The organism is Haloechinothrix aidingensis (genome assembly GCF_013450155.1).
Taxonomy (GTDB): domain Bacteria; phylum Actinomycetota; class Actinomycetes; order Mycobacteriales; family Pseudonocardiaceae; genus Haloechinothrix; species Haloechinothrix aidingensis.
In genome coordinates this window covers 768,127-789,981 of sequence record NZ_JACCKD010000001.1, presented here as the reverse complement: position 1 = coordinate 789,981, position 21,855 = coordinate 768,127, and the positions used below count along the sequence as shown (strand labels likewise).

Below are 21,855 nucleotides of genomic sequence, written 5' to 3'. Positions count from 1 at the left end.
ACGTGTCCAGAACATGTACCTCAGTCGTCGCTTGAACGAGCCCAAGTGCCATGAGCTTCAACTCTCTGGCAACCCCTTAGACGTGCGGTCAAGCGCCTCGACGATCCTTAGCCAATCGAAGTTCGCACGGTCGAACTCGTCCCTGAACACAGTGTCGTGCTGTTCAAGGATGGTTACACCGGATCCAGCGAGCACTTGGATATTGCTTGGATAGGCCGGGTGGCTTTGTAGCGCTGCCTTAGCGCAAGGCGCTGCAACGATCGGCACCCCCTCCCCCATCAGCTCGTTCAACACTCCGAGGACGAGTGTGTCGTTGTGACCCCCAGCCCACTTGTTGATCGTGTTGAATGTGAGTGGCGCGGCCAGCACCGCATCGGCCTTCGGCCATGGGTCCGAGTCTGTGGGGCTGCGCAGCTCCACCCGAACATCGACGCCAGCTGCTGTTGAGAGTTCGTCGAGGTCACACCAGGTGGCCGCGATCGGAGACAGCACGGGGTGTGGCTTCCATCCGCGCTCGCGGAGCAGCCGAAACAGGGTTGGCCAGTCGAAGACCGGCGGTGCGGCGGTGCCGATGACGTAGACGACCCGGCTCGCGCTCAATGCAGCACCCCAGCCCGTTTGGCGAGTTGCCGCAAGCCTGGCGTGGCTGACCGCCGCTCGCGCTTGAGCAGCTCCCGAAGCATCTCGCGCACGATCACGTTATAGCGCAACGCCTGCGGGGCGACCCGTTCGGCTTCCATCAGGTTGATGACGACCGCCGCATCCTCGCGGTGCTGGGAGTAAGCCCACGCGGTGTCGATGTGGACTTGCGCCCGGCGGCTCTTGAGCCCATCCGGTAATCCATCGGTGTCGAGTGCTTCGGCCTTGCTGATGGCCTGCTGTGCGTCTCCCAGCTCGGCGGCTGCTGATACTTGATGGATGGCGACGTTGGTGGGGCCGAAGGCGGTCCAGCCGTAGTTGCCATCGGCGCCGAGCGCATCGGCCAGGTACTCGGCCCTGCGCAGCCGCTCGGTGGATTCGGCGCGGTCACTCCGGCGGCCGGCGATGACCGAGCTGATCAGAAAGAGCGCGCCTTGTACCGAGATGCCTGCCGGGGAGTCGTCGAGGAAGTTCTCCGCGGTGGTCACGGCGACGTGCTCGGCTTGCTCGATGCGGTCCATCTTCAAAAACGCGCACGCCACCTGGTACGCGGCCATCGCCTTGAGTACGGGTGACTCCGCCCGCATCGCGGCATTCGCCGCCCGGTCGGCAGCGATCCAGGCCAACTGCCCGTCGCCGACCTTCGTGACCAGCTTGGCCGCTGCCACATACGCCTGGGCTTGCACCCCGAGCGCCGTCGGTAAGTCTCGCGAGGCGCTGTCTTCGACAACGGCTTCCGTCGAGGTGATCAGCCGGGGCAGGATGCTGGCCGCCGCGCCGTAGTCGGCTGCCTGGTACCGGCGGTGCACCTCGGTGGTGAGCTGCTCGATCTCCGGCAGCGGACTGGTACGCACCTCGCTCAACCCCAACCCGGGATAGGCGCTGAGCGCGTCGCGAATCTCATCGAGGCTTTCCACCTCGGGCTGCCCGTTGGGCGCGTAGGCCATCTTGTGGCCCGACAGCGTCTCCACGTCGGTCTTGAGCACGCGCGCGATATCGATCAGCACCGACAGCCGGTCCACGCTGCGGATACCCCGCTCGACCTGGGACAGCCACGACTCCGAGCGGCCCACCATGTGCGCCAGTTCCTTCTGCCCCAGTCCGCGTCGCCGTCGGTAGATGCGAACGCGCTCGCCAATCGGTCCCTCAGTAACCATGACCCCATTTCACCCCAAGTGGCTGACGGTGACCCGCACTTTTGTGCGGGTGGTGCCCGTACTTCTGAGCGGCCGTACGTGAGTGCGCCTGGTTCGCCGCCTGCGCCATGACAGTGGTTGGCGACGGAGCAGAAACGGCGAGCTGAAAGGGCACGTCAGCTATGAGCAGCCAACCAGCTTGTACGACAGCGGCACTGCGGGCGCACGTCTGTGCCCTGCGGTTACGTGTCGAGAACATCAGGATCGCCCGTCGTCGTCAGCTAGCTGACGCTCGATGGCGTCAAGGCGGGCGGTGATGTACGTGAGCGTCTCGTTGATCCGGTCCAGCTCGCTTAGCACTGGATCGCCGACATCGGGATCGTCCGGGCTCTGGCCGTCGGCGATGGCCGCAAGGTGGCTCGACGGCCACCCGAGTGCTTCGGAGACAGCACCAAGTGTGCGGGGACTGCGTCGCCGCGGCCGCAAGTTGTGCTGCAGCTCGCGGACGGTTTCTAGGGCCACGCCCGCCCGATGGGACAGCTCGGCTTGGGTCATGTCGAGTTCGTCGAGCCGAGACTTGATCGCTGCCGAGACCGCTTGCCAGTCCTTGCTCACCGCACCTCCACTGCTCCCGGTATCAGGTCTAACACTAGCCCTGATCTGCGAAAACTTCGAGCCCAACCAGCCGGGCTTGACACTCCCAATATATGACCTAATATTAGGTCTTACGTTGGGACTTACGTCCTGCATCACCAACGAATTGGAGCCGCATGGAGTTCACGCGGATCGCGGACCGGGAGGCGCGGCTGCGCCTGGGCACGGTTCTGGACCCGGACGTTTTGGCTGTTCAGCAGGAGGAGGACATGGCAAGAGAGCGCGCGGAGATTGACGCGCTGATCGAGGAGGCCGATCGGGAGTTCGCGGCGGAGGCGCGCGTGGAGACCGAGCGGGTGCACCGCGAGGTGCGGGGTCAGGTGCGGGCGCGGCGTGCTCGCCGGCGTGCCGACCGCCAAGTGGTGCGGTCGTTTCCGGTGCGGCTGGAGCGCGCCCCGGTCGGCGAGATCGATGGGGAGGCCGCGTGATGAGTCTGTATCTAGTCGTGTGCCTGGCGATCGCTGCCGTCGTAGTCATCGCTGCGCTGAAGAAGGGCGCGATCGCCTGGGTGATCGCGGGTGCGGTGGCGCTGTCGTTGTTGGCCGGTGTCCCGGCGGTCTCCGGTCCGTTCACCCAGCTCACCCAGGGTGTGGCGCGGGTGATCACCGAGACCATTTCCGGGCTGGGGTGAGGCGATGACGACCGGTGTTGTGGTGGCCGCGCTGCTGCTGTGGGCCGTGGTGCTGGCCGCCGTCGAAGCCGAGACCTGACGCCGCTGTGTCGCGGCGCTGGATTGACCACACGAGCAAGCACGCACCGAGGACAAGGAGAGCAATCAATGGGTAAGGCCAAGGACGCCGCAGCCGCGGCTAAGGAGTACGCGAAGAACGCCCAGCGGGACTGGCGCGAAACCGCGCCGCAGTCCAGCAAGGACATTCGCAAGCTCGAAGGCACCGACAAGCGCAACCGCAAGAAGTAGCAGGGAGCGCCGCATGCGCCGATGTATTGACCGTTGCGGTGTCCCGGCCGGCGGGTGGTCCCGCCAAGAACGTCCGCCGGCCGGGCTCCCCAACCATTCAGCTGACGATCCGAGGAGGACACCCATGGTAGGAGACACCCGGGTGTATGAGCAGCTCGGGCGATTGCGCTGGGCGGTGTGCGCGCTGCTGACGGTGCTTGAACCGCGGGCGCACACATTGACCGCGTCCGAGGCGATCTGGGTGCGGCACGCCCGCGAGACGCTGGAGCGGATCGAGCGAGAGCGGCACCTGCCCGGCGTGGATGCGGCCGGGGGTGAGTCGTGATGGTGCGCCAGTACCCGTGGGATCTGCGGCCGGTGCCGTGGTCGGACCGCCCGGAGTTCACGCGCGGCACCTACGAGGGGTTGCCGCTGCTGTCGTGGGGGCTCGCTCCCCGCGACAAGCTGGCCACCCGACGCCAGCTACGCGCGATGGGGCTGCGCCCGGGCGGGCAAGACCCGGTGGCGCTGCTGATGTTCCGGCACCGAGCAGCGCATACGCAGGTGATTGCCGAGCTATTCCTGATCGAGCGGGCACGTCCGGTACGGGCCATGACCCCGGCCCGGTGGCGGGCGGTGCACACCGCACTGGCGGCCCGCCGCACGTGCGGCCAGTGCGACACCGACACCGAAACGTACCTACCGCGGCAGCGGCCGGTGTGCGAACCGTGCCGCTACCAGCTGGGCGAGCTGGACGCCAATGACTACCTGCACGACTACCTGGACGGCGACCCGATCGCGGCGCCGCAGGTGGGGGTGGCGGCATGACCGCGCTATCCGAGCTGACCTGCCTAGGGCTACGCCGGCCACACCCACAAGCCGACGCGAACGAGGTGGCCGACTACCTCGACGCAATGGCCCACGCGCACGAACGCCTGGCCACCGAAACCCACGAATCCGAGGAAGCCGTGACCGAGCGGGCGCTAGCCGCGGCTGCCCACGCCCGCGCTGACTCTGTACGCCTATCGACCACCCCACGCGAGGTGAATGCCCATGTGTAGCACGTCGGGATGCACACGACCCGCTGAGAAGGACGGCTACTGCATGCCGTGCTGGTCGGCCATCTTCCAGCCCCCGCCACCGCCGGTGTTCGCGGCGCCCTGCGGCTGCGAGGTGATCTGACATGTCCGGCTTCGACGTGCTGGAGCGCTACGGCACGGCCGCGCTGTTGCGGTTTCTGGGCCTGGCGCTGGCCTTCGCGCTGCTGCACCTGGCCCGGATGCCGCTTGTACTGACTGCCCGGGCGTTGGAGGTGGCGATGCAGCGCATCGATGGCCACCTCACCGCCGGTGTCACGGCCGCGCGGCGGCATCCCCACCAACCCAGTGCCCGGCCCGCTGCGGCGGCCGCGTGAGCCCGGAAGGAGCCCGAGTGATGAGTAAGCGCACCACCAGCGACACGCAGGAGCAGACACACGTGACCGCCCGGGCGGCGACGCCGGCCGGCATCCCTGCCCCGCGGCGGGATGAGGCGGTGCCGTGGCAGGACCTGCTCGCCGCCGAGCAGCGGGCACTCACACGGGAGGCGACGCGGATGGATCGCACGGTGACGTGGCTGGGCTGGCACCTGCCCGAGCTGGCGGTACTGGCCGTGCCGACGGCGCTGGCTGTGCTGGTTTCCCCGTGGTGGGCCGTGGCCAGTGTGCTGGGTGTGGCGCTGTGGGTGGCCCGCTCGGCACGCCTGCGGGCCCGCGCCCGCCCCACCACTAACGCCGCACCCGAAGCCACCGAGCCCGACGAGGCCCACACCGACGCGGACGCGGATGGGTCCGGTGAGGGGTGTGGGGAGGTGCCGGCGTGACCGAGCGGAGCAGGACGCGCGGCTGGTATCACGTCTGGCTGCGTATCGGTATCGCCGTGATCGCGGCCTCGGCGATCGCGGCCAGTGCCGAAGCCCTGTACAGCCTGGCGCGGCGTACCGGCTATGGGACGTGGACGGCGGCGAGCCTGCCAGTCGCGCTGGATGTGATGGCCGCAGTGGCCGCCCTGGCCTGGCTCGCCCCGGTAGCCGCGCGCCGGTGCCGTGGCTACGCCCGGGGGTTGTGCCTGGTCGCCGTGTGCTTAGCGATCGCCGGTAACGCCGGGCACAAGTCGATGGCCCTGTACGCGGTCGACACCCCCTGGCCGGTGGTCGTCTCCGTGGCGGCGATCCCGCCGGCCGCCCTGGCCGCCGCGGTCCACCTCGCCGTCTTGTTGGCCGCCGACGCCGACCACCGCGAAGCCGACCGCACGAGGCCCGAGGCGGCTGCGTCGATCGAGCCGGACCCGATCGAGCCCGAGCCGGTCGACGCGGGGGAGGTCGAGTCGCCCTCGATCGCACCGACGTCGACTGGCGCGGCGGCCTCGACGGCCCCCGCGGAGAGACAGCCGACCGACACCACCGATCGGGCCGTGTCCGTGCCCGCTGTGGCTGGGGTCGGTCGCGGTGGTGACCGGCGGGAATCGAGCCCGACCGAGGCAGAGCCGGCCCCCGCGTCGGCTGGGCCGGGGTACCGCTCGATCGAGGACCTGCGGGCCGAGCTGGCGGCGGCGATCGCCTCGCCGGCGGTCGAGGTCGATCCGTCCTCGGCGGAGTCGATCCGGCGGGCGCTGCGCTGTGGTCCGCAGCGGGCGCGGCAGCTACGCGACGAACACACCACCACGGCAGTCGAGCCCGACCCGCCGAGCCCGATCGAGACCCGATCGCTGGCCCCGATCGGCACCAGCCACTAACCCCACCGAGAGCGAGGAGAGATCGATGGCGCGCCCGATGCACATCGCCGACACCGCCAAGGCGGACCTGTTCGACGCCGGCCTGGCGCCGAATGCCCGCGCTCTGTGCGGCGCGCGGATCCGCACGAACGGGGCGAGCAAGAACGCGCCCTACTGCGAGACGTGCGCCCGCAAGGCCGGCTGGGACCGGAAGAAGAAATAGGGCACCGGGCGGCGGCCGGCCGGGCCCCACGTGCCCCGGCCGCCGCCCGGCACCACCCACCCCACACCAGCAACCAGGAGGGGCAGCGACCAGTGGACCACGACAGGGACCGTCGAGACGACGGAGAGCAGCGCGAGCACGGCAATGTGCGTTACCTGCCCAACACCGCCCCTGGCCGGCAGGTGGAGCCGCGCGAGGCGGGGGAGGTGATCGAGGGCGAGATCGTCGATGAGGGCGACTATCCGCGGTTGCCGGAGCGGCACAAGGCCGCCCTGCGGTGGCGCGGCTACCGCCACGACGTCGTGGCCACCGGCCGGGTGTTGCGTACCGCGGCGACGCACCCGCGGACCCGCACCACCGGCCGGGCGGTGACCCGGCACAGCGCCTACGTCGCCACGGGGGCGGGGGTGGCCGCCCGCCGGCTGTGGGAGGCCCACACCAGCTCGCGGTATGAGCGGATGATGCGGGCCGCGGAGGCTGCCGGCGACTACGACCGGGTCGCCGACTGGGAGGAACGCGAACGCCTCGCCAAGCGGGAGCGCCACCAGCGGGCGATGGACTGGCTACGAGCGCCGATCCAGCTGGTCAAGGCCGCCGCCATCGGCGTCGCCGCGTTCGTCGGCCTCCTGCTCGGGTTGGGGCTGATCCTGGCCGTGGCCGATGGGCAGGCCGGCCGGGTGATCGACCCGATCGTCGGCGTGGTCGAGTTCGTGCGCTGGGCGGTGTGGTTCGTCTCCGCCTTCGGCCTCCTGCTGTCGCTGGCGGCGGGTGCGCTGGTGGTGGCGATCCTGTGGCACCTCGGGCGGCAGGACGGGCACACACCCCGCTGGGCCCAGCCCCCGGCGGCTGGTGAGGGGGAGCAGCGGGAGGTGGTGCCGGATGAGGGCGCGATCCTCTCCGCGCTGGGCAACCTCAACATCGATGCGCTGAACCGGGCGCTCAAGGACGGGTGGCAGCCCCGCTGGATCACCGGTGCCACCCGCATGGGCAAGGGCTGGCACGCGCAACTGCTGCTGCCGCAGGGCGTGCCGGTCGAGGAGATCGCCAAACGCAAAGCGGTGCTGGCGCACAACCTGATGCGCAAACCCATCGAGGTGTGGCCCACCGAGCCGAAGAACCAGCCCGGGGTGCTGGATCTGTGGGCGGCCGACCAGGGCATCCTCTCCGGCCCCATCGACCCGTGGCCCCTGCTGACCGAGGGCAGCAGCGATTACTGGAAGGGCGTGCCCGTGGGGGTGAACGTGCGCGGCGAGCGCATCACCGCCCGGCTGATGGCGGCGAACTACCTCATCGCCGGGATCATGGGCTCGGGCAAATCCTCCCTGGTCATCTGCCTGGTGTTGGGGGCGATGCTCGACCCGCTGGTCGACATCGACGTCTACGTCCTGGCCTACAACGTCGACTACGACCCCATGCGGCCCCGGCTGCGCACCCTCGTCAAAGGCGACGAGGACGAGCACATCGAGCAGGCCATCACCGCGCTACGGGAGCTGGCCGGCGAGGTCACCCGCCGCGGCCAGATCCTCGACGAGCTCGGCGGCGACGACCCGAAAAACACCCGCGATATCGCCGCCCGCGACCCGCGCATGCGCCCCCGGGTGGTCGTGTTCGACGAGGTGCACGAGCTGTTCACGCACAAAACCTACGGCACCGAGGCCAAGGAACTCGCCCTGAAGGTCACCAAGAAGGCCCGCAAGACCGGCATCACCCTGATCTGGGCCACCCCGGATGCCGATGCCAACTCGCTGCCCCGCGGCATCAGCAAAACCGCCTCCCACCGGGTCGCCTTCGCCATCAACGACCACCAGGGCAACGACGCCATCCTCGGCACCGGCATGCACAAGCGCGGCTACAGCGCCACCACCCTGGTGGCCGGTGACGACGTGGGCACCGCCATGGCCGCCGGCTTCGCCCCACAGCCCGGGCTGATCCGCTGCAACTACGTCCGCAAAGAAAAAGGCATCGACGAGATCACCCCCGTCGTCGACCGCGCCCTCGCCCTGCGGGAGGAGGCCGGCATCACCAGCACCGCCACCGCCACCCCCAAGGAGGAGCGGGCCGACCCGCTGGCCGATATCGCCGACATCCTCACCGGCCACAAACGCATGCGCACCATGGAAGTCCTGCACCGGCTGGCCGAGCGCGACCGCGCCACCTACCGCGACTGGACCTTCCAACACCTGACCGACTACCTCGATGGCTACGACGCCGCCCCCTACAAAACCGGCGGCGCCATGCAGGTCTCCGCCGAACGAGTCCACACCGCCCTCGCCCACCGCGACGAGCACACCACCACCGACGACGAGCACGAGCACGAGGAGGGCGACAGTCAGGGAACCAGCTAAGCCGCAGCCGGGGAGCAGGGGAGTCTTCCCCACCCACCTCCCCACACCCGACTCCCCACCGGTGACCAGCAACAACACCCCACCAGGGAGGCCAGAGACCCCACCAGCCACCCAGCGCTGACCCGGCCACAGGCGCCGGCACCACACCCCAGCCCGCGCCTCCCTCCCCACACCCCACACCCAGCCGCGTGGACACACGCGTACCCAACACCGACGGAAGGAACCCACGATGGACGCCACCACCACCGCCCTGCGGGAATGGGCGCTCTACCTCGCCGCCATGGGCTGGCCCGTCTTCCCCCTACGCCCCGGTGAGCGCGCCCCCGCGCTGCACGGCCGACGCCGCTGCCCCGGCACCGGGCCTTGCGTCGAGGGCCACCAGGGCTGGGAGCAGCGCGCCACCGTCGACCCCGACCGCATCCAGCAAGCCTGGGCCCACACGCCCTACAACATCGGCATCGCCGCCGGACCCTCCAATCTGGTCGTGCTCGACCTCGACACCGCCGCCAAAACCGGCCGCGACGCCCCCGACGGCACCGACACCCTGGCCGCGCTGTGCCGCGCACGCGGGGTGGAGCTGCCCCAGACATACACCGTCACCACCCCCCACGGCGGCACACACCGGTACTTCACCGCCCCGCCCGGGGTGGTCCTGCGCAACACCAGCGGCAGCCTCGCGCAACACATCGACACCCGCGCACACGGCGGCTACGTTGTCGCGCCCGGCTCGCTCCTGCCCGAGGGTGGCTACGAGCTTCACGACGATCGTGACCCGGTCGAGTTGCCCGCCTGGTTGGTCCAAGCCCTGCTCGAAAAGCCGGCACAGGCCACCTCAGCCAGGGCTGAGATCCCGCCTGAGCGGCGCGACTCCTACACCACCGCCGCCCTACGCAACGAACTCGACCGGGTACAGCGCGCCGCTCGCGGGCAGCACAACGCAATCCTGTCGCGCGCCGCCTACGCCCTGGGCCAGCTCGTTGGCGCTGGCCTGATCGACCGGGACGCCGCCGCCCGCGACCTCACCGAGGCGGCCGGCCACATGGCCCGCAGCGACTGCGACTGCACCACCCGCGAGATCACCCGCGTCATCCACGCCGGCCTCGACGCCGGCACCCACCGGCCCCGCACCGCCCGCCCCAGCACGGAGGCCGCCTGATGCCGATCCGCCCGGAGAACCGGCACCGCTACCCACCCGAGTGGCCGGCGATCTCACGACGCATCCGGTTCGACCGTGCTGCCGGTCGCTGCGAGTGCACCGGCTACTGCGGCCGCCCGGCCGTCCACCTCGCCGGCGATCAGCGGTGCCACAACCACCACGGCAGGCCCGCGTGGGCCACCGGGTCGCGGGTGGTGCTGACCGTGGCCCACCTCAACCACCAGCCCGAAGACTGCCGCGACGCGAACCTGGCCGCCCTGTGCCAGGGGTGTCACCTGCACTACGACCGCGAGCACCACGCCACCACCCGCGCCCGCACCCACAGCGCCTTCCTCGCCGCCACCATGTACCCGCTGTTCGAGGAGCCCTCGCGATGACCGATGCTGCCCGCCCGCTGCGGGCCGTGCCCGAGGAGGCCGCCGCCGAAGACCGGGCCGCGGCCGAAGTCGCCCGCGCGCGGGCGGCGCTGCCCGCGCTGGACCCGGCGGTGTTCGACTGTTACCTCGGCAGCCTGGCCCGCGAGCTGGAACCGACCACCGAGGCCGACCCGGTGGCCGTGCTCGCGTCCCTGCTGTGCGCGGCCGGGGTGCACCTCGGGCAAGCCCCCCACGTGCAGGCCGGCGACGATGCCCACCCGCTGCTGGTGTGGCCGCTACTGGTCGGCCGCACCAGCGCGGGCCGCAAGGGAACCTCGTGGAGCACAGCCAAGCGACTCCTGGACACGGTCGATACGGACTTCTGCCACGACAACATCCGCTCCGGGCTGACCTCCGGCGAAGGGCTGGCCGCCATGTTCACCACCAGCGACACCACCGACAGCAGCGAAACCGCCGACACCAGCACCCCGGAGCCGGACCCGGACGCGCCGCCGATCCGGCACGACGGGCCGCGCGACCTGCGGCTGCTGGTCATGGAACCCGAATGGGCCGGGGTGATGGCCAAGATGAAACGCGAGGGCAACAGCCTCTCCGCGATCCTGCGGGCCGCGTGGGAAGGCGGCGACCTCTCCACCCTCACCGTCACCGCCCGCATCGCCCCCAGCAGCCACGTGGGCATCCTCGCCCACATCACCCCCGGCGAGTTCCGCAGCAAAGTCTCCGCGAGCGACATGGCCGGCGGTACCTACAACCGGTTCCTGCCGCTGGCGGTGGCTCGGTCCAAGTTCCTGCCCTTCACCCAGGGCGCGCCCAGCGAGCTGATCAGCAGCCTCGCTTTCTCCTTCTCCGAACGACTCGCCGCCGGCGCGCGGCTGCGCAGCATGGGCATGACCGGCCCGGCCGCCGACCTCTGGCGCGCCCTCTACGTCGAGTTCGGCAGCGACCACGGCGACACCGGCCCCGTCGAACAGTTCATCTCCCGCGCCGCCCCCACCTGCCTGCGCATCGCCGCCATCCACGCCGCCCTCGATACCACCAGCACCATCGAACCCGGCCACCTGCAAGCCGCGGCCGCGCTCGTGCGCTACAGCATCGCCAGCGCCCGCACGGTGTTCACCGACACCCACACACCGGCCCGGCTGGCCGCCTGGATCGCCGAAGCCGGCCAGACCGGCCGCACCCGCAAAGACATCACCACCGGATTTTTCAAGGGCAAGACCCCCGCTGAGGACATCACCGCGATGCTCGACCAGCTCATCGAAGCCGGCCACATCACCCGCACCACCCGCCCCCGCGCCGACGGCAAACCCGGCCGCAGCGCCGAGATCTACACCGCCCACGAACCGACCACGCGAACATAGCGAACTTACGAACCTAGCTCGTGACCAGGGAAAACGCGAAACCCTAAGTTCGCGGCCGCGAACTTAGGTCATCTCGGAACCCCAGGTCAGCCCCAAAGTTCGAAAGTTCGCCACCTTCGCAGCCCAACGACACGACCAGGAGGACAGAACCATGCCACATCCCACCCGCACCGACCGGCGCGACACCGAGGAGTACCAGCACACATGGCAACCCACCGCCGCTACCTCACCATCGCCGAATTCCTGACCGAGTACGGCGTCTCCCGATCCACCTGGAACGACTGGCGTGCCAAAGGCCGCGCGCCCCGCTGCATCAAGCTGCCCAACGGGCAACTCCGCATCCGCCGCACCGACCTCGAACGCTGGGAAGACAACCTGGAGGAGGCCGCGTGATGGACACCACATACAAGGTGCGCATCTGGGCACTGGAATCTCGGAAGAATGGCGGAGGCAAAGTCACCAGCTACCGCGTTCGATGGCAAGTTGGGGACAAACGCTTCACAGAACCCTTCACGACGTACGCGCTCGCTGACAGTTTCCGTGGAAGGCTGCTCGCTTCCGCTCGAAGCGGCGAAGCATTCCATACGACAAAGGGCTACCCCGTATCAATGTTGCGGGCCCAGAAAACGATGACGTGGTTTGAGCTGGCATGCGACTACATGGGCACCAAGTGGTCCGACTGGTCGCCGAAGCATCGTAAGACGACCGCACGTTCACTGATGAACGTGACATTGGCACTTCTACCCGAAGGGCAAGGTCGGCCCCGTGATGAGGCGCTGCGCAAGTTCATCATACGAGCGCTCAACCGCAGCACACGCGACCGCGACGACATGGACGACACCGTTCTCCGCTGGGTGAGGCGCAGTAGTCCAAACTCAGAGGTTCTCGGCGACCCTGAGGTGCTGCGTAACGTGCTCCGCTCACTTGACTTCAACTTCGACGGCCAGCGAGCGTCCGCGAATACCGTGCGGCTTAGGCGCGTGGCGCTGAGCGGTGCGATCGATCTCGCCGTGGAAAAGGGAGTCTTCGATGAAAATCCTATGTCGGACCTTAAGGTGAAAAGCCGTAAGCAAACTGTGGGACAGGTCGACCCGCGCTCAGTCGTAAACCCTATGCAGGCACGGATGCTCCTGGATGCGGTAAGAACGCAAACGGGCAAACCAGGACGGCGACTCACCGCATTCTTCGGCTGCCTGTACTACGCCGCACTCCGACCGGAAGAAGCATGCAGCTTGAAGAAGCAAGATCTCTCGCTGCCCGCCAGTGGGTGGGGCACGATCCATCTTGAGAATGCGCGCCCCGAGGTAGACGACGCGTGGACCGACACCGGCGAAGCCAGCGAGGAACGTTCGCTCAAGCACCGCGACGACGGCGCTGGGCGCAGCGTCCCTTGCCCGCCCGAGCTGACCGAGATGTTGCACGCCCACATGGAGACGTTCGGCACTGCCTCTGACGGGCGGCTGTTTCGAGGTGCCCGCAATGGCGGGCGCGTGAGCGGAACCACATACGGGCGTGTATGGAGGGATGCACGGAAAGCCGTGTTCACCGATGAAGTGGTGGCTAGTCCTCTGGGCAAGCGGCCCTATGATCTACGCCACGCTGCTGTGTCGATGTGGCTCTCGAGCGGCGTCGAAGCGCCGCGGGTGGCCGCCTGGGCCGGCCATAGCCTGGCGGTGTTACTGCGTGTCTACGCCAAGTGTCTCGATGGCGGGGAGCAAGCCGCCCGCGACAACGTTGCCCGAGCGCTCCGGGGCTGGTGAACCGTGGGCACGCCATGGGCACAACCAGCCGTACAAAGCCGCCCCCGCCCGTGAATAGCCGGACACACGAGAAAGCCCCGCTGCCTGCTCGCTCGCAGGTCAGCGGGGCTTTCTCGCTGGGTGGCGGGTGAGGGATTCGAACCCCCGAAGGCTAAGCCGGCTGATTTACAGTCAGATCCCTTTGGCCGCTTGGGTAACCCGCCAGGGCCGGAACCATGCCGACCTGCAACAGCATACAAACCGGCAACACGGATCCTGTCACGGGGTCGGACCTCCCGCGCGGCGTGCTGCGCCGGACCGCGACGTCCTCCTGACCTCCCCGCGCCACGGTGCGGCCGGGAGCGCGGCGCACCGTGCGGCACTGGCGTGACCGAGGTCCCGGCACTCGCGCTACAGTGCTGCCACGTAGCAGCCAAGCAGCGGCCGACGATTCGCGACGTATGGAGATCCCGTGGCTGACCCGTCTTTCGACATCGTGAGCAAGGTCGACCGGCAAGAGGTCGACAATGCACTGAACCAGGCGAACAAGGAGCTTTCCACCCGCTTCGATTTCCGGGGCACCGGTGCCGGCGTGAGCTGGACGGGTGAGGAGGCGGTCGCCATCGAAGCCGAGACCGAGGAACGTGTCCGCGCCGCCCTCGACGTCTTCAAGGAGAAGCTGGTCAAGCGCGGCGTCTCGCTCAAGGCGTTCGACCCGGGCGAGCCTGCGGCATCGGGAAAGCAGTACAAGATCGCGGGCAAGATCGTGCAGGGAATCTCGTCGGAGAAGGCGAAGCAGATCGCCAAGATCGTCCGCGACGAGGGCCCCAAGGGCGTGCAGGCCCAGATCCAGGGGGACCAGCTCCGCGTCACGGGGAAGAAGAAGGACCACCTGCAGGATGTGATATCGCTGCTCAAGGGCAAGGACCTCGATATCGCTCTCCAGTTCGTCAACTACCGGTAGGCGGCCGATCGCGCTGGGGAGGCCCCGTTGAAGGGCATCGTTCTCGCCGGGGGGAACGGGTCGCGCCTGTACCCGATCACGCAGGCCGTGTCCAAACAGCTCCTACCGGTCTACGACAAACCGATGGTGTACTACCCGCTCTCGGTGCTGATGCTGGCCGGCATCCGGGACATCCTGATCATCTCGAGCCCGCCGGACCTGCCGAACTTCCGCAAGCTGCTCGGCGACGGCAGCCACCTGGGGCTCAGCTTCAGCTATGCCGAGCAACCGGCCCCGAACGGTCTCGCCGAGGCAATCCTCATCGGGGCGGACTTCATCGGTGACGACCCGGTGGCCCTTGTGCTGGGCGACAACATCTTCTACGGGCAGGGATTCTCCCGCCGCCTGCAGGAGGAGGTCACCACCGTCACGGGCTGCACCCTGTTCGGTTACCCGGTCAACGATCCTGGCCGGTACGGCGTCGGCGAGCTCGACGATGCCGGCCGCCTTGTCTCCATCGAGGAAAAGCCCGAGCGTCCTCGCTCGAACAAAGCCATCACCGGCCTGTACTTCTACGACAACTCCGTTGTGGACATCGCGCGGTCCCTCGAGCCGTCCCGCCGGGGCGAGCTGGAGATCACCGATGTCAACCGCACCTACCTCGAGCTGGGCACGGCACGGCTGGTCGATCTGGGACGCGGGTTCGCCTGGCTGGACACCGGGACGCACGACTCCCTGCTCGACGCCGCCCAGTTCGTCCAGGTGCTCGAGCACCGCACCGGGGTGCGCATCGCCTGCATCGAGGAGATCGCGCTGCGCATGGGCTTCATCGACGCCGACCAGTGCCTCGAGCTCGGCCGCGGGCTCGCCACCTCCGGATACGGTGACTACGTGATGAGCATCGCGCGGCAGTTCGCTGTGTCCGGCTGACCGCGCGGCCGGGGCGCGCGGTCAGCCGATCCCGCCGGCCCGCACGGCGGAGCGGCTCAGCGCGAACGGCGCCCGGCCATTCCCTCCAGCCGCCGCACCCGGTCCGCCATCGGCGGGTGCGAGGCGAACAGCCGGGAGAACGACTCACCCGTGCGGAACGGGTTGGCGATCATCAGGTGTGACTGGGACACCACCCCGGGGTCCGGGCTCAACGGCGCGGCCCGCGTGCCACGTTCCAGCTTGCGCAGTGCCGAGGCAAGCGCGAGCGGGTCACCGGTCAGCTCGGCACCCGACGCATCCGCCTGGTACTCCCGTGACCTGCTGACTGCCATCTTCACGATGCCGGCGGCCAGCGGCCCGATGAAGACGAGCAGGAGTCCCAGCAGCGGGTTGCCGCCATTGCGTCCTCCCGCGAACATCGCGATGTAGGAGAGCACCGTCACGACGCTGGCCAGCGCCCCGGCGACACTGGAGATCAAGATGTCCCTGTTGTACACGTGACAGAGCTCGTGCCCGAGAACGGCGCGCAGCTCCCGCTCGTCGAGTATCTCCAGGATCCCCTGCGTGCAGCACACGGCCGAGTTCCGCGGGTTGCGGCCGGTGGCGAACGCGTTCGGCGCCCTCGTGGGGCTGACATACAGCCGCGGCATCGGCTGCCTGGCCGCGCTGGAGAGCTCGCGCACGATGCGATACATCGCGGGCTGCTCGGCCTCGGACACCGGACGCGCGCGCATCGCCCGCAGGGCGAGCTTGTCGGAGTTGAAGTAAGCGTAGCCGTTCATCGCCAGCGCGAGCACCATGCCGATGAACAGCGCTCCCTGACCACCGATCAGCCAGCTGACGCCGATGATCAACGCACTCATCAGACCGAGCAGCAGCGCGGTCTTGAGCCCGTTCCGATGCGTGTGCACCTACGCGCCTCCCACTCAGCCTGTTGCACTCGACGAATGCGTTTCGCCCAGCCAACGACCGAGTGTGGTGCAGAAGTTCCGCGTCGAGGCCGCCGGAGCGATGCCGGTCACACCACGCGGCTACCCGGCAGCCGGATGATCACCCCTCGCGCAGCTCCAGCGTGCAGCATTTCGGGCCGCCACCGGCCTTGCGCAACTCGGAGATGTCGACGCCGACCGGTTCGTAGCCGCGCGCCGCGACGGAGGCCGCCAGTCCCTCGGCCTCGCTGGGCAGGATCACGGTGCGGCCGTCCGACATCGCGTTCAGGCCGAACGCCTCGGCATCGGCGCGCCCGGCGAGGACAGCGTCCGGGAACATCCGCTCGAGCGTCCCGCGCGACTCCGCGGAGAACGCGTCCGGGTAGTAGGCGATCACGGCCTGTCTCGACTCGTCGGCAGGCGAGAGCACGAACAGGGCCGTGTCGAGGTGGTAGTAGTGCGGATCGACGAGCTGTAGCGACACCACCGGCGCGCCGAGGATCTCCTGGGCCTCGGTGTGGGCCCGCGGTTCGGTGCGGAATCCGGTACCGGCGAGCAGCTCCCGGCCCGTCCAGACGAAGTCGCCTTCGGCTTCGTTGATCGCGGTGGGCATGACGATGTCCCGGTAGCCGTTGGCGAGGAACCACCGCCGGTAGTGCTCGGCCTCCGGGGCGCGCTCGGCGTTGCGGAACCGGGCACCGAGCACGGTCCCGCCCAGGACGGTCGCCGCGTTCGCCGCGAACACCATGTCGGGCAGCCCCGGTTGCGGTTCGATCTCCTCGACCTTGTGCCCGAGCGCGATGTAGTGCGCGCGTATCCGCGACCACTGCTCCATCGCGCGGCCGGCGTCCACCGGACGGTCCGGGTTCATCCACGGGTTGATGACGTAACGCACCGCGAAGTACCGCGGCGGGCACATCAGGAAGTGGCGCGTCGTGGGTACGGGTTCGCGCGCGTAGCTCACAGGCATCGGGGCAGCCGTCATACATCCCAATCTAGTGGGGTATTTTTCGGCGATCAATTGACAAGTATTGCGTTGATACAGTCAAAATATTGCGTATGAACGAGCTGGATCAGCGAATCGTTTCGTACCTGGTTCGCGACGCGCGCGCCAGCTATGCCGAGATCGGCCACGATGTCGGGTTGTCCGCGCCCGCCGTCAAACGTCGTGTCGACCGGCTGCTCGACGAGGGAGTGCTGCGCGGTTTCACCGCCGTGGTCGACCCGGAAGCGCTCGGCTGGGGGACCGAGGCCTTCGTCGAGATGCGCTGCGCGGGCAATGTCTCCCCCGCACGCATCCGCGGTGCGGTGGAAGGCCTGCCCGAGGTCGCCGCGGCCTACACCGTCTCCGGGGCGGCGGACGCGATCGTGCACCTGCGCGCGGCGAGCATCCATCACATGGAGTCGGCGCTGGAGCGTCTCCGCGCGCTGGAGATCGTGGAATCGACGGTCTCCACCGTGGTGCTGTCCACCTTGCTGGAACGAGCACCGGTACCGTCGGCACGGACATCGAACCCGCACGAACAGGGGCACGCATGAGCGGACAGGTCACCACCGAACACCGCGAAGCGGTCGCCGTCATCACCGTGGATGCCCCCGACCGGCGCAATGCCCTCACCCTGGACCTGTCGGCGCAGCTGGAGTCGGCCGTCGCCGCCGCGGAACAGGACGAGAACGTGCACGCGGTCGTGGTCACCGGGACACCGCCCGCGTTCTGCGCAGGCGCCGACCTCTCGGCGCTCGGTGAGGCACGCGAGGAGGGGCTGCGGGCGATCTACGCGGGATTCCTCGCCGTGGCGCGCTGTTCGCTTCCGACCATCGCCGCGGTGGGCGGGGCAGCCGTGGGTGCCGGGCTCAACCTCGCGCTCGCCGCCGATATCCGCGTCGCGGGCCCGCGTGCGCGGTTCGACGCACGGTTCCTGCGCCTGGGTATTCACCCGGGTGGCGGAATGACCTGGATGCTGCAACGTGCCGTCGGCCCCCAGCAAGCGACCGCGATGACGCTGCTCGGCGAGGTGCTGGACGCACCTGCGGCACACGATGCCGGGTTGGTGCTGCGCACCGTGGACGGCGAGCACGAGGAGCTCGTGGCCGCCGCCTGCTCGCTCGCCTCCGGCGCGGCGGACGCACCTCGGGACCTGCTCACCACCACCAAGCGGACCATGCGCACGACCAGGTCGCTCGGCGAGCACCAGGAGGCCGTGGACACCGAGATCGCCCCGCAGATCGAGTCGATCACCTCCCCCGAATTCACCGAACGGCTCACCGCGAGCAAGGGGCGTATCAGCGGCGAGTAAGCGCGGCGCGAGGGTGCGGGACCACGTCGGATGGCGTGGCTCGGGTGAATAACCAACTCGCGAGTAAGCACTGTTTATCGATTCTGTGCGCTCACTCACGACTTACTCGGCAGCGCCGTTACCATAGGTAACCTTGTGGGGTATGACCTGCTCCGAAGTTGTTCCGTCCACGCAGTGGAATGGCAGGACTTCGGTTCGTCAGAACAATGCCGTGCGAGCTAGCCTCAAATCGTGGACGGACACGCATACGCCCGGTGGCCAGACACCGGTGACGCATCGCGATCGCCCATGGACTCGACACGACTGCGGATAGGGACACGCGAGGCAGCGAGGCCGCACCTATCGGGAAAGCGAGAGCTCTTCACTCATGACCACCGATGAATCCACGGCACTGCGTGCAAGCCGTTCCACTGAGGTGACTCGCCTGGAGCGGGTTGTGGTGCGGTTTGCCGGCGACTCCGGCGACGGTATGCAGTTGACGGGCGATCGGTTCACCTCGGAGGCCGCCGCGTTCGGTAATGACCTGGCGACGTTGCCGAACTTCCCGGCGGAGATCCGGGCGCCGCAGGGCACGTTGCCCGGTGTGTCGTCGTTCCAGCTGCATTTCGCCGACTACGACATCCTCACACCCGGCGACCGGCCGGATGTGCTGGTGGCGATGAACCCGGCCGCGTTGAAGTCCAACATCGGTGATGTGCCGCGCGGCGGGACGGTGATCGTCAACACCGACGAGTTCACCTCCCGGAACCTGACGAAGGTGGGCTACGAGAGCGACCCGCTGGCCGATGACTCGCTCGAGCCCTACACCGTGCATCACGTGGCGATGTCCACGCTGACCAAGGGTGCCCTGGAGGAGACCGGCCTGGGCAAGAAGGACGCCGAGCGCGCCAAGAACATGTTCGCCCTGGGGTTGCTGTCGTGGATGTACCACCGCCCGACCGAGGGCACCGAGCGGTTCCTGCGCGAGAAGTTCGCGGGTAAGCCGGTACTGGCCGAGGCCAACGTGCTGGCATTCCGGGCCGGGTGGAACTACGGCGAGACCACCGAGTCGTTCGCCACGACCTACGAGGTCGCCCCGGCGTCGCTGCCGTCCGGCACGTACCGGCAGATCACCGGCAACCTCGCGCTGGCCTACGGCATCCTCGCCGCCGGGCAACAGTCCGAGCTTCCGGTGATGTTCGGCTCCTACCCGATCACCCCGGCCTCGGATGTGCTGCACGAGATCAGCAAGCACAAGAACTTCAATGTGACCACCTTCCAGGCCGAGGACGAGATCGCCAGCATCGGTGCCGCACTCGGCGCCTCCTACGGCGGCGCACTGGGCGTGACCTCGACCTCCGGGCCCGGGGTGGCGCTGAAGTCCGAGACGGTCGGGTTCGGCGTGATGACCGAGCTGCCGCTGATCGTCATCGACGTGCAGCGCGGAGGCCCCTCCACGGGCTTGCCGACCAAGACCGAGCAGGCCGACCTGCTGCAGGCGATGCACGGGCGCAACGGCGAGTCACCCGTGCCGATCGTGGCGCCGCAGTCACCGGGGGACTGCTTCGACGCCGCGCTGGAAGCCGCCCGCATCGCGCTGGTCTACCGCACCCCGGTGTTCCTGCTCTCCGACGGGGCGATCGCCAACGGCTCCGAACCCTGGCTGGTCCCGGACGTCGAGACCCTGCCCGACCTGCGCGTGAAATTCGCCACCGAGCCCAACGCCACCGACGGCTCCGGCGAGTTCTGGCCCTACGTCCGCGACACCGAGACACTGGCTCGCGAGTGGGCCCTGCCCGGCACCCCGGACCTGCAACACCGCATCGGCGGCCTGGAGAAGCAGGACGGCGCGGGCAACATCTCCTACGACCCGGACAACCACGAGCGCATGGTGCGGCTACGGCAAGCCAAGATCGACGGCATCACCGTGCCCGAGGCCACCGTCGACGACCCGACCGGCGACGCCAGCGTGCTCGCCCTCGGGTGGGGCTCGACCTACGGCCCGATCGGCGCGGCCTGCCGCCGCGTACGAGCCGCAGGCCTGCCGATCGCCCAGGTCCACCTGCGCCACCTCAACCCCCTACCGGCCAACCTCGGCGAGATCCTGGCCGCCTACGACCGTGTGATCCTTCCCGAGATGAACCTCGGCCAGCTCGCCCAGCTGCTGCGCGCCCGCTACCTGGTCGACATCATCAGCCACACCAAGGTCGCCGGCCTGCCCTTCAAGGCAGAAGAACTCGCAGACACCTTCACCGACGTCATCACCAGCTCCAACGGCAAGGAGGGTCACCTGTGACCGCGATCGACCTCGGGCTGCCCGCCCTGGGCGGCTTGGACGACGTGCCCACGACCGAGGAGCCGGGCAAGGCCAAGGACTACAAGTCCGACCAGGAAGTGCGCTGGTGCCCCGGTTGCGGTGACTACATCGTGCTCAACACCGTGCAGTCGTTCTTGCCGAGCCTGGGGCTCAAGCGGGAGAACATCGTGTTCGTCTCCGGGATCGGCTGCTCGAGCCGCTTCCCGTACTACATGAACACCTACGGCATGCACTCCATTCACGGCCGCGCCCCCGCGATCGCCACCGGACTGGCCACCAGCAGGCCGGACCTGTCGGTGTGGGTGGTCACCGGGGACGGCGACGCCCTGTCCATCGGCGGCAACCACCTGATCCACACCCTGCGCCGCAACGTCAACCTGACCATCCTGCTGTTCAACAACCGCATCTACGGGCTGACCAAGGGCCAGTACTCCCCCACCAGCGACCAGGGCATGGTCACCAAGTCCACCCCGATGGGCTCGGTCGACACGCCGTTCAACCCGATCTCACTGGCCCTTGGCGCCGAGGCCACGTTCGTGGGACGCGCCCTGGACTCCGACAAGAAGGGCCTGTCCGAGGTACTGGGCGCCGCTGCCGCCCACCGCGGCTCGGCACTGGTGGAGATCTACCAGAACTGCCCCATCTTCAACGACGGCGCCTTCGACGTCCTCAAGGACTCCGACGAAGCGGCCAGCCGGTTGATCCCGCTGCGCACCGGCGAGCCGGTCACCTTCGGCCCCGAAGGCGAGCACGCCGTGGTCCGCTCCGGGTTCGGCGGCCTCAAGGTCGCCGCAACCAGCGAGGTCTCCACCGCCGACATCGTCACCCACGACCCCACCATCGACGACCCGGCCTACGCCTTCGCGCTGTCCCGCCTGGACGACCAGACCCTGACCCACACGCCCACCGGCATCTTCCGTCAGGTGCAGCGCCCCACCTACGACGACGCCGCACGCGAGCAGGTCAGCAAAGCACGCCACAACAAACCCGCCGACCTGCAAGCCGTACTCACCGGCAACGACACCTGGACCGTGTCGTAGCCGACACTGCGTCGACATAGCCAGGTCGACGCAGCCTGCCCGGACCGTTGGGGCCTGCCGTGGGCAGATCCCGGCCGGTATACCCCAGCGGCGCACATCCGTGCCGGGGCCGGCTCCGACCGGAGCGGGACGGCTTACCTGC

27 protein-coding genes and 1 tRNA gene are annotated in these 21,855 nt (G+C 68.7%); 22 read left to right on the top strand and 6 right to left on the bottom strand.

The window, feature by feature from the left end:
- Positions 1–57: 57 nt before the first annotated feature.
- From H0B56_RS03880 to H0B56_RS03870, 3 genes are all read right to left on the bottom strand, one after another.
- The gene (locus H0B56_RS03880; RefSeq protein WP_219632116.1) at positions 58–600 is read right to left on the bottom strand and encodes a flavoprotein; all 543 of its coding nucleotides are present in this window, start codon (positions 598–600) and stop codon (positions 58–60) included.
- Positions 597–1,796, bottom strand: a complete 1,200-nt coding sequence (locus H0B56_RS03875) for a helix-turn-helix domain-containing protein (RefSeq protein WP_180891503.1) — start codon at positions 1,794–1,796, stop codon at positions 597–599. Before H0B56_RS03875 ends, H0B56_RS03880 begins: the two co-directional genes overlap by 4 nt.
- Before the next feature lie 237 nt (positions 1,797–2,033).
- On the bottom strand, positions 2,034–2,390 hold the full coding sequence (locus tag H0B56_RS03870; RefSeq protein WP_180891502.1) for a helix-turn-helix domain-containing protein: 357 nt from the start codon (positions 2,388–2,390) through the stop codon (positions 2,034–2,036).
- 155 nt (positions 2,391–2,545) lie between these two features.
- Between H0B56_RS03870 and H0B56_RS03865 the strand changes: the two genes are divergently transcribed.
- From H0B56_RS03865 to H0B56_RS03790, 16 genes are all read left to right on the top strand, one after another.
- Positions 2,546–2,857, top strand: coding sequence for a hypothetical protein (locus tag H0B56_RS03865; protein WP_180891501.1), 312 nt, complete (start codon positions 2,546–2,548; stop codon positions 2,855–2,857).
- The gene (locus tag H0B56_RS03860) at positions 2,857–3,060 is read left to right on the top strand and encodes a hypothetical protein (RefSeq protein WP_180891500.1); all 204 of its coding nucleotides are present in this window, start codon (positions 2,857–2,859) and stop codon (positions 3,058–3,060) included. The genes H0B56_RS03865 and H0B56_RS03860 overlap by 1 nt, the downstream gene beginning before the upstream one ends.
- 147 nt (positions 3,061–3,207) lie before the next feature.
- Entirely contained in the window at positions 3,208–3,348 is a 141-nt protein-coding gene (locus tag H0B56_RS03855; protein ID WP_180891499.1) for a hypothetical protein, read from the top strand.
- 124 nt (positions 3,349–3,472) lie between these two features.
- The gene (locus H0B56_RS03850) at positions 3,473–3,673 is read left to right on the top strand and encodes a hypothetical protein (protein WP_180891498.1); all 201 of its coding nucleotides are present in this window, start codon (positions 3,473–3,475) and stop codon (positions 3,671–3,673) included.
- Entirely contained in the window at positions 3,673–4,155 is a 483-nt protein-coding gene (locus H0B56_RS03845) for an RRQRL motif-containing zinc-binding protein (RefSeq protein ID WP_180891692.1), read from the top strand. Before H0B56_RS03850 ends, H0B56_RS03845 begins: the two co-directional genes overlap by 1 nt.
- Positions 4,152–4,388 (top strand): hypothetical protein, encoded by a 237-nt coding sequence (locus H0B56_RS03840; RefSeq protein ID WP_180891497.1) that lies wholly within the window; start codon positions 4,152–4,154, stop codon positions 4,386–4,388. The genes H0B56_RS03845 and H0B56_RS03840 overlap by 4 nt, the downstream gene beginning before the upstream one ends.
- A 122-nt stretch (positions 4,389–4,510) precedes the next feature.
- Positions 4,511–4,741 carry a hypothetical protein gene (locus tag H0B56_RS03835; protein WP_180891496.1) on the top strand — a complete coding sequence of 77 codons (231 nt, stop codon included), beginning with the start codon at positions 4,511–4,513 and terminating at the stop codon, positions 4,739–4,741.
- Between the two features lie 20 nt (positions 4,742–4,761).
- Complete coding sequence (locus H0B56_RS03830; protein WP_180891495.1) at positions 4,762–5,187, top strand: hypothetical protein; 426 nt, start codon at positions 4,762–4,764, stop codon at positions 5,185–5,187.
- Complete coding sequence (locus H0B56_RS03825; RefSeq protein ID WP_180891494.1) at positions 5,184–6,098, top strand: DUF2637 domain-containing protein; 915 nt, start codon at positions 5,184–5,186, stop codon at positions 6,096–6,098. Before H0B56_RS03830 ends, H0B56_RS03825 begins: the two co-directional genes overlap by 4 nt.
- Before the next feature lie 25 nt (positions 6,099–6,123).
- A complete protein-coding gene (locus H0B56_RS03820) occupies positions 6,124–6,300 on the top strand; it encodes a hypothetical protein (protein ID WP_180891704.1) in 177 nt (58 codons plus the stop codon).
- Between the two features lie 92 nt (positions 6,301–6,392).
- The gene (locus H0B56_RS03815) at positions 6,393–8,645 is read left to right on the top strand and encodes an FtsK/SpoIIIE domain-containing protein (RefSeq protein ID WP_343063738.1); all 2,253 of its coding nucleotides are present in this window, start codon (positions 6,393–6,395) and stop codon (positions 8,643–8,645) included.
- 229 nt (positions 8,646–8,874) lie between these two features.
- Positions 8,875–9,801 carry a bifunctional DNA primase/polymerase gene (locus H0B56_RS03810; protein WP_180891493.1) on the top strand — a complete coding sequence of 309 codons (927 nt, stop codon included), beginning with the start codon at positions 8,875–8,877 and terminating at the stop codon, positions 9,799–9,801.
- Entirely contained in the window at positions 9,801–10,178 is a 378-nt protein-coding gene (locus H0B56_RS03805) for a hypothetical protein (protein WP_180891492.1), read from the top strand. Before H0B56_RS03810 ends, H0B56_RS03805 begins: the two co-directional genes overlap by 1 nt.
- On the top strand, positions 10,175–11,539 hold the full coding sequence (locus H0B56_RS03800) for a DUF3987 domain-containing protein (RefSeq protein ID WP_180891491.1): 1,365 nt from the start codon (positions 10,175–10,177) through the stop codon (positions 11,537–11,539). The genes H0B56_RS03805 and H0B56_RS03800 overlap by 4 nt, the downstream gene beginning before the upstream one ends.
- A 204-nt stretch (positions 11,540–11,743) precedes the next feature.
- Positions 11,744–11,932 (top strand): helix-turn-helix transcriptional regulator, encoded by a 189-nt coding sequence (locus tag H0B56_RS03795; protein ID WP_180891490.1) that lies wholly within the window; start codon positions 11,744–11,746, stop codon positions 11,930–11,932.
- Positions 11,932–13,299, top strand: coding sequence for a tyrosine-type recombinase/integrase (locus H0B56_RS03790; RefSeq protein WP_180891489.1), 1,368 nt, complete (start codon positions 11,932–11,934; stop codon positions 13,297–13,299). Before H0B56_RS03795 ends, H0B56_RS03790 begins: the two co-directional genes overlap by 1 nt.
- Before the next feature lie 121 nt (positions 13,300–13,420).
- Here H0B56_RS03790 and H0B56_RS03785 read toward each other — a convergent pair.
- Positions 13,421–13,502, bottom strand: a tRNA-Tyr gene (locus tag H0B56_RS03785).
- Positions 13,503–13,750: 248 nt separating this feature from the next.
- Here H0B56_RS03785 and H0B56_RS03780 point away from each other — a divergent pair.
- Positions 13,751–14,242 carry a YajQ family cyclic di-GMP-binding protein gene (locus tag H0B56_RS03780; protein WP_180891488.1) on the top strand — a complete coding sequence of 164 codons (492 nt, stop codon included), beginning with the start codon at positions 13,751–13,753 and terminating at the stop codon, positions 14,240–14,242.
- Between the two features lie 27 nt (positions 14,243–14,269).
- Complete coding sequence (rfbA, locus tag H0B56_RS03775; protein WP_180891487.1) at positions 14,270–15,151, top strand: glucose-1-phosphate thymidylyltransferase RfbA; 882 nt, start codon at positions 14,270–14,272, stop codon at positions 15,149–15,151.
- Positions 15,152–15,207: 56 nt separating this feature from the next.
- Here the strand turns inward: rfbA and htpX are convergent, their stop codons facing one another.
- Both htpX and ddaH read right to left on the bottom strand, forming a co-directional pair.
- Positions 15,208–16,062 carry a zinc metalloprotease HtpX gene (htpX, locus tag H0B56_RS03770; RefSeq protein WP_180891486.1) on the bottom strand — a complete coding sequence of 285 codons (855 nt, stop codon included), beginning with the start codon at positions 16,060–16,062 and terminating at the stop codon, positions 15,208–15,210.
- Positions 16,063–16,201: 139 nt separating this feature from the next.
- Entirely contained in the window at positions 16,202–17,065 is an 864-nt protein-coding gene (gene ddaH, locus H0B56_RS03765; RefSeq protein WP_219632114.1) for a dimethylargininase, read from the bottom strand.
- Positions 17,066–17,139: 74 nt separating this feature from the next.
- On the opposite strand from ddaH, the gene H0B56_RS03760 reads away from it, so the two are divergent.
- The 4 genes from H0B56_RS03760 (at position 17,140) to H0B56_RS03745 (ending at position 21,713) form a co-directional block, all read left to right on the top strand.
- Positions 17,140–17,619 (top strand): Lrp/AsnC family transcriptional regulator, encoded by a 480-nt coding sequence (locus tag H0B56_RS03760; RefSeq protein WP_180891485.1) that lies wholly within the window; start codon positions 17,140–17,142, stop codon positions 17,617–17,619.
- On the top strand, positions 17,616–18,377 hold the full coding sequence (locus tag H0B56_RS03755; RefSeq protein WP_180891484.1) for an enoyl-CoA hydratase: 762 nt from the start codon (positions 17,616–17,618) through the stop codon (positions 18,375–18,377). The genes H0B56_RS03760 and H0B56_RS03755 overlap by 4 nt, the downstream gene beginning before the upstream one ends.
- Before the next feature lie 367 nt (positions 18,378–18,744).
- A complete protein-coding gene (locus H0B56_RS03750) occupies positions 18,745–20,652 on the top strand; it encodes a 2-oxoacid:acceptor oxidoreductase subunit alpha (protein WP_180891483.1) in 1,908 nt (635 codons plus the stop codon).
- On the top strand, positions 20,649–21,713 hold the full coding sequence (locus H0B56_RS03745; RefSeq protein ID WP_180891482.1) for a thiamine pyrophosphate-dependent enzyme: 1,065 nt from the start codon (positions 20,649–20,651) through the stop codon (positions 21,711–21,713). The genes H0B56_RS03750 and H0B56_RS03745 overlap by 4 nt, the downstream gene beginning before the upstream one ends.
- Positions 21,714–21,855: the final 142 nt, after the last annotated feature.

Bases quoted from the DNA above. Each gene is read 5' to 3' on its own strand.
- H0B56_RS03750 (WP_180891483.1), top strand. From the start codon at position 18,745: ATGACCACCGATGAATCCACGGCACTGCGTGCAAGCCGTTCCACTGAG.
- H0B56_RS03795 (WP_180891490.1), top strand. From the start codon at position 11,744: ATGGCAACCCACCGCCGCTACCTCACCATCGCCGAATTCCTGACCGAG.
- H0B56_RS03875 (WP_180891503.1), bottom strand. From the start codon at position 1,796: ATGGTTACTGAGGGACCGATTGGCGAGCGCGTTCGCATCTACCGACGG.
- H0B56_RS03850 (WP_180891498.1), top strand. From the start codon at position 3,473: ATGGTAGGAGACACCCGGGTGTATGAGCAGCTCGGGCGATTGCGCTGG.
- H0B56_RS03845 (WP_180891692.1), top strand. From the start codon at position 3,673: ATGGTGCGCCAGTACCCGTGGGATCTGCGGCCGGTGCCGTGGTCGGAC.
- ddaH (WP_219632114.1), bottom strand. From the start codon at position 17,065: ATGACGGCTGCCCCGATGCCTGTGAGCTACGCGCGCGAACCCGTACCC.
- H0B56_RS03865 (WP_180891501.1), top strand. From the start codon at position 2,546: ATGGAGTTCACGCGGATCGCGGACCGGGAGGCGCGGCTGCGCCTGGGC.
- H0B56_RS03830 (WP_180891495.1), top strand. From the start codon at position 4,762: ATGAGTAAGCGCACCACCAGCGACACGCAGGAGCAGACACACGTGACC.
- H0B56_RS03835 (WP_180891496.1), top strand. From the start codon at position 4,511: ATGTCCGGCTTCGACGTGCTGGAGCGCTACGGCACGGCCGCGCTGTTG.
- H0B56_RS03755 (WP_180891484.1), top strand. From the start codon at position 17,616: ATGAGCGGACAGGTCACCACCGAACACCGCGAAGCGGTCGCCGTCATC.
- H0B56_RS03840 (WP_180891497.1), top strand. From the start codon at position 4,152: ATGACCGCGCTATCCGAGCTGACCTGCCTAGGGCTACGCCGGCCACAC.
- H0B56_RS03760 (WP_180891485.1), top strand. From the start codon at position 17,140: ATGAACGAGCTGGATCAGCGAATCGTTTCGTACCTGGTTCGCGACGCG.
- H0B56_RS03855 (WP_180891499.1), top strand. From the start codon at position 3,208: ATGGGTAAGGCCAAGGACGCCGCAGCCGCGGCTAAGGAGTACGCGAAG.
- H0B56_RS03800 (WP_180891491.1), top strand. From the start codon at position 10,175: ATGACCGATGCTGCCCGCCCGCTGCGGGCCGTGCCCGAGGAGGCCGCC.
- H0B56_RS03805 (WP_180891492.1), top strand. From the start codon at position 9,801: ATGCCGATCCGCCCGGAGAACCGGCACCGCTACCCACCCGAGTGGCCG.
- H0B56_RS03820 (WP_180891704.1), top strand. From the start codon at position 6,124: ATGGCGCGCCCGATGCACATCGCCGACACCGCCAAGGCGGACCTGTTC.
- H0B56_RS03860 (WP_180891500.1), top strand. From the start codon at position 2,857: ATGAGTCTGTATCTAGTCGTGTGCCTGGCGATCGCTGCCGTCGTAGTC.
- H0B56_RS03790 (WP_180891489.1), top strand. From the start codon at position 11,932: ATGGACACCACATACAAGGTGCGCATCTGGGCACTGGAATCTCGGAAG.
- H0B56_RS03810 (WP_180891493.1), top strand. From the start codon at position 8,875: ATGGACGCCACCACCACCGCCCTGCGGGAATGGGCGCTCTACCTCGCC.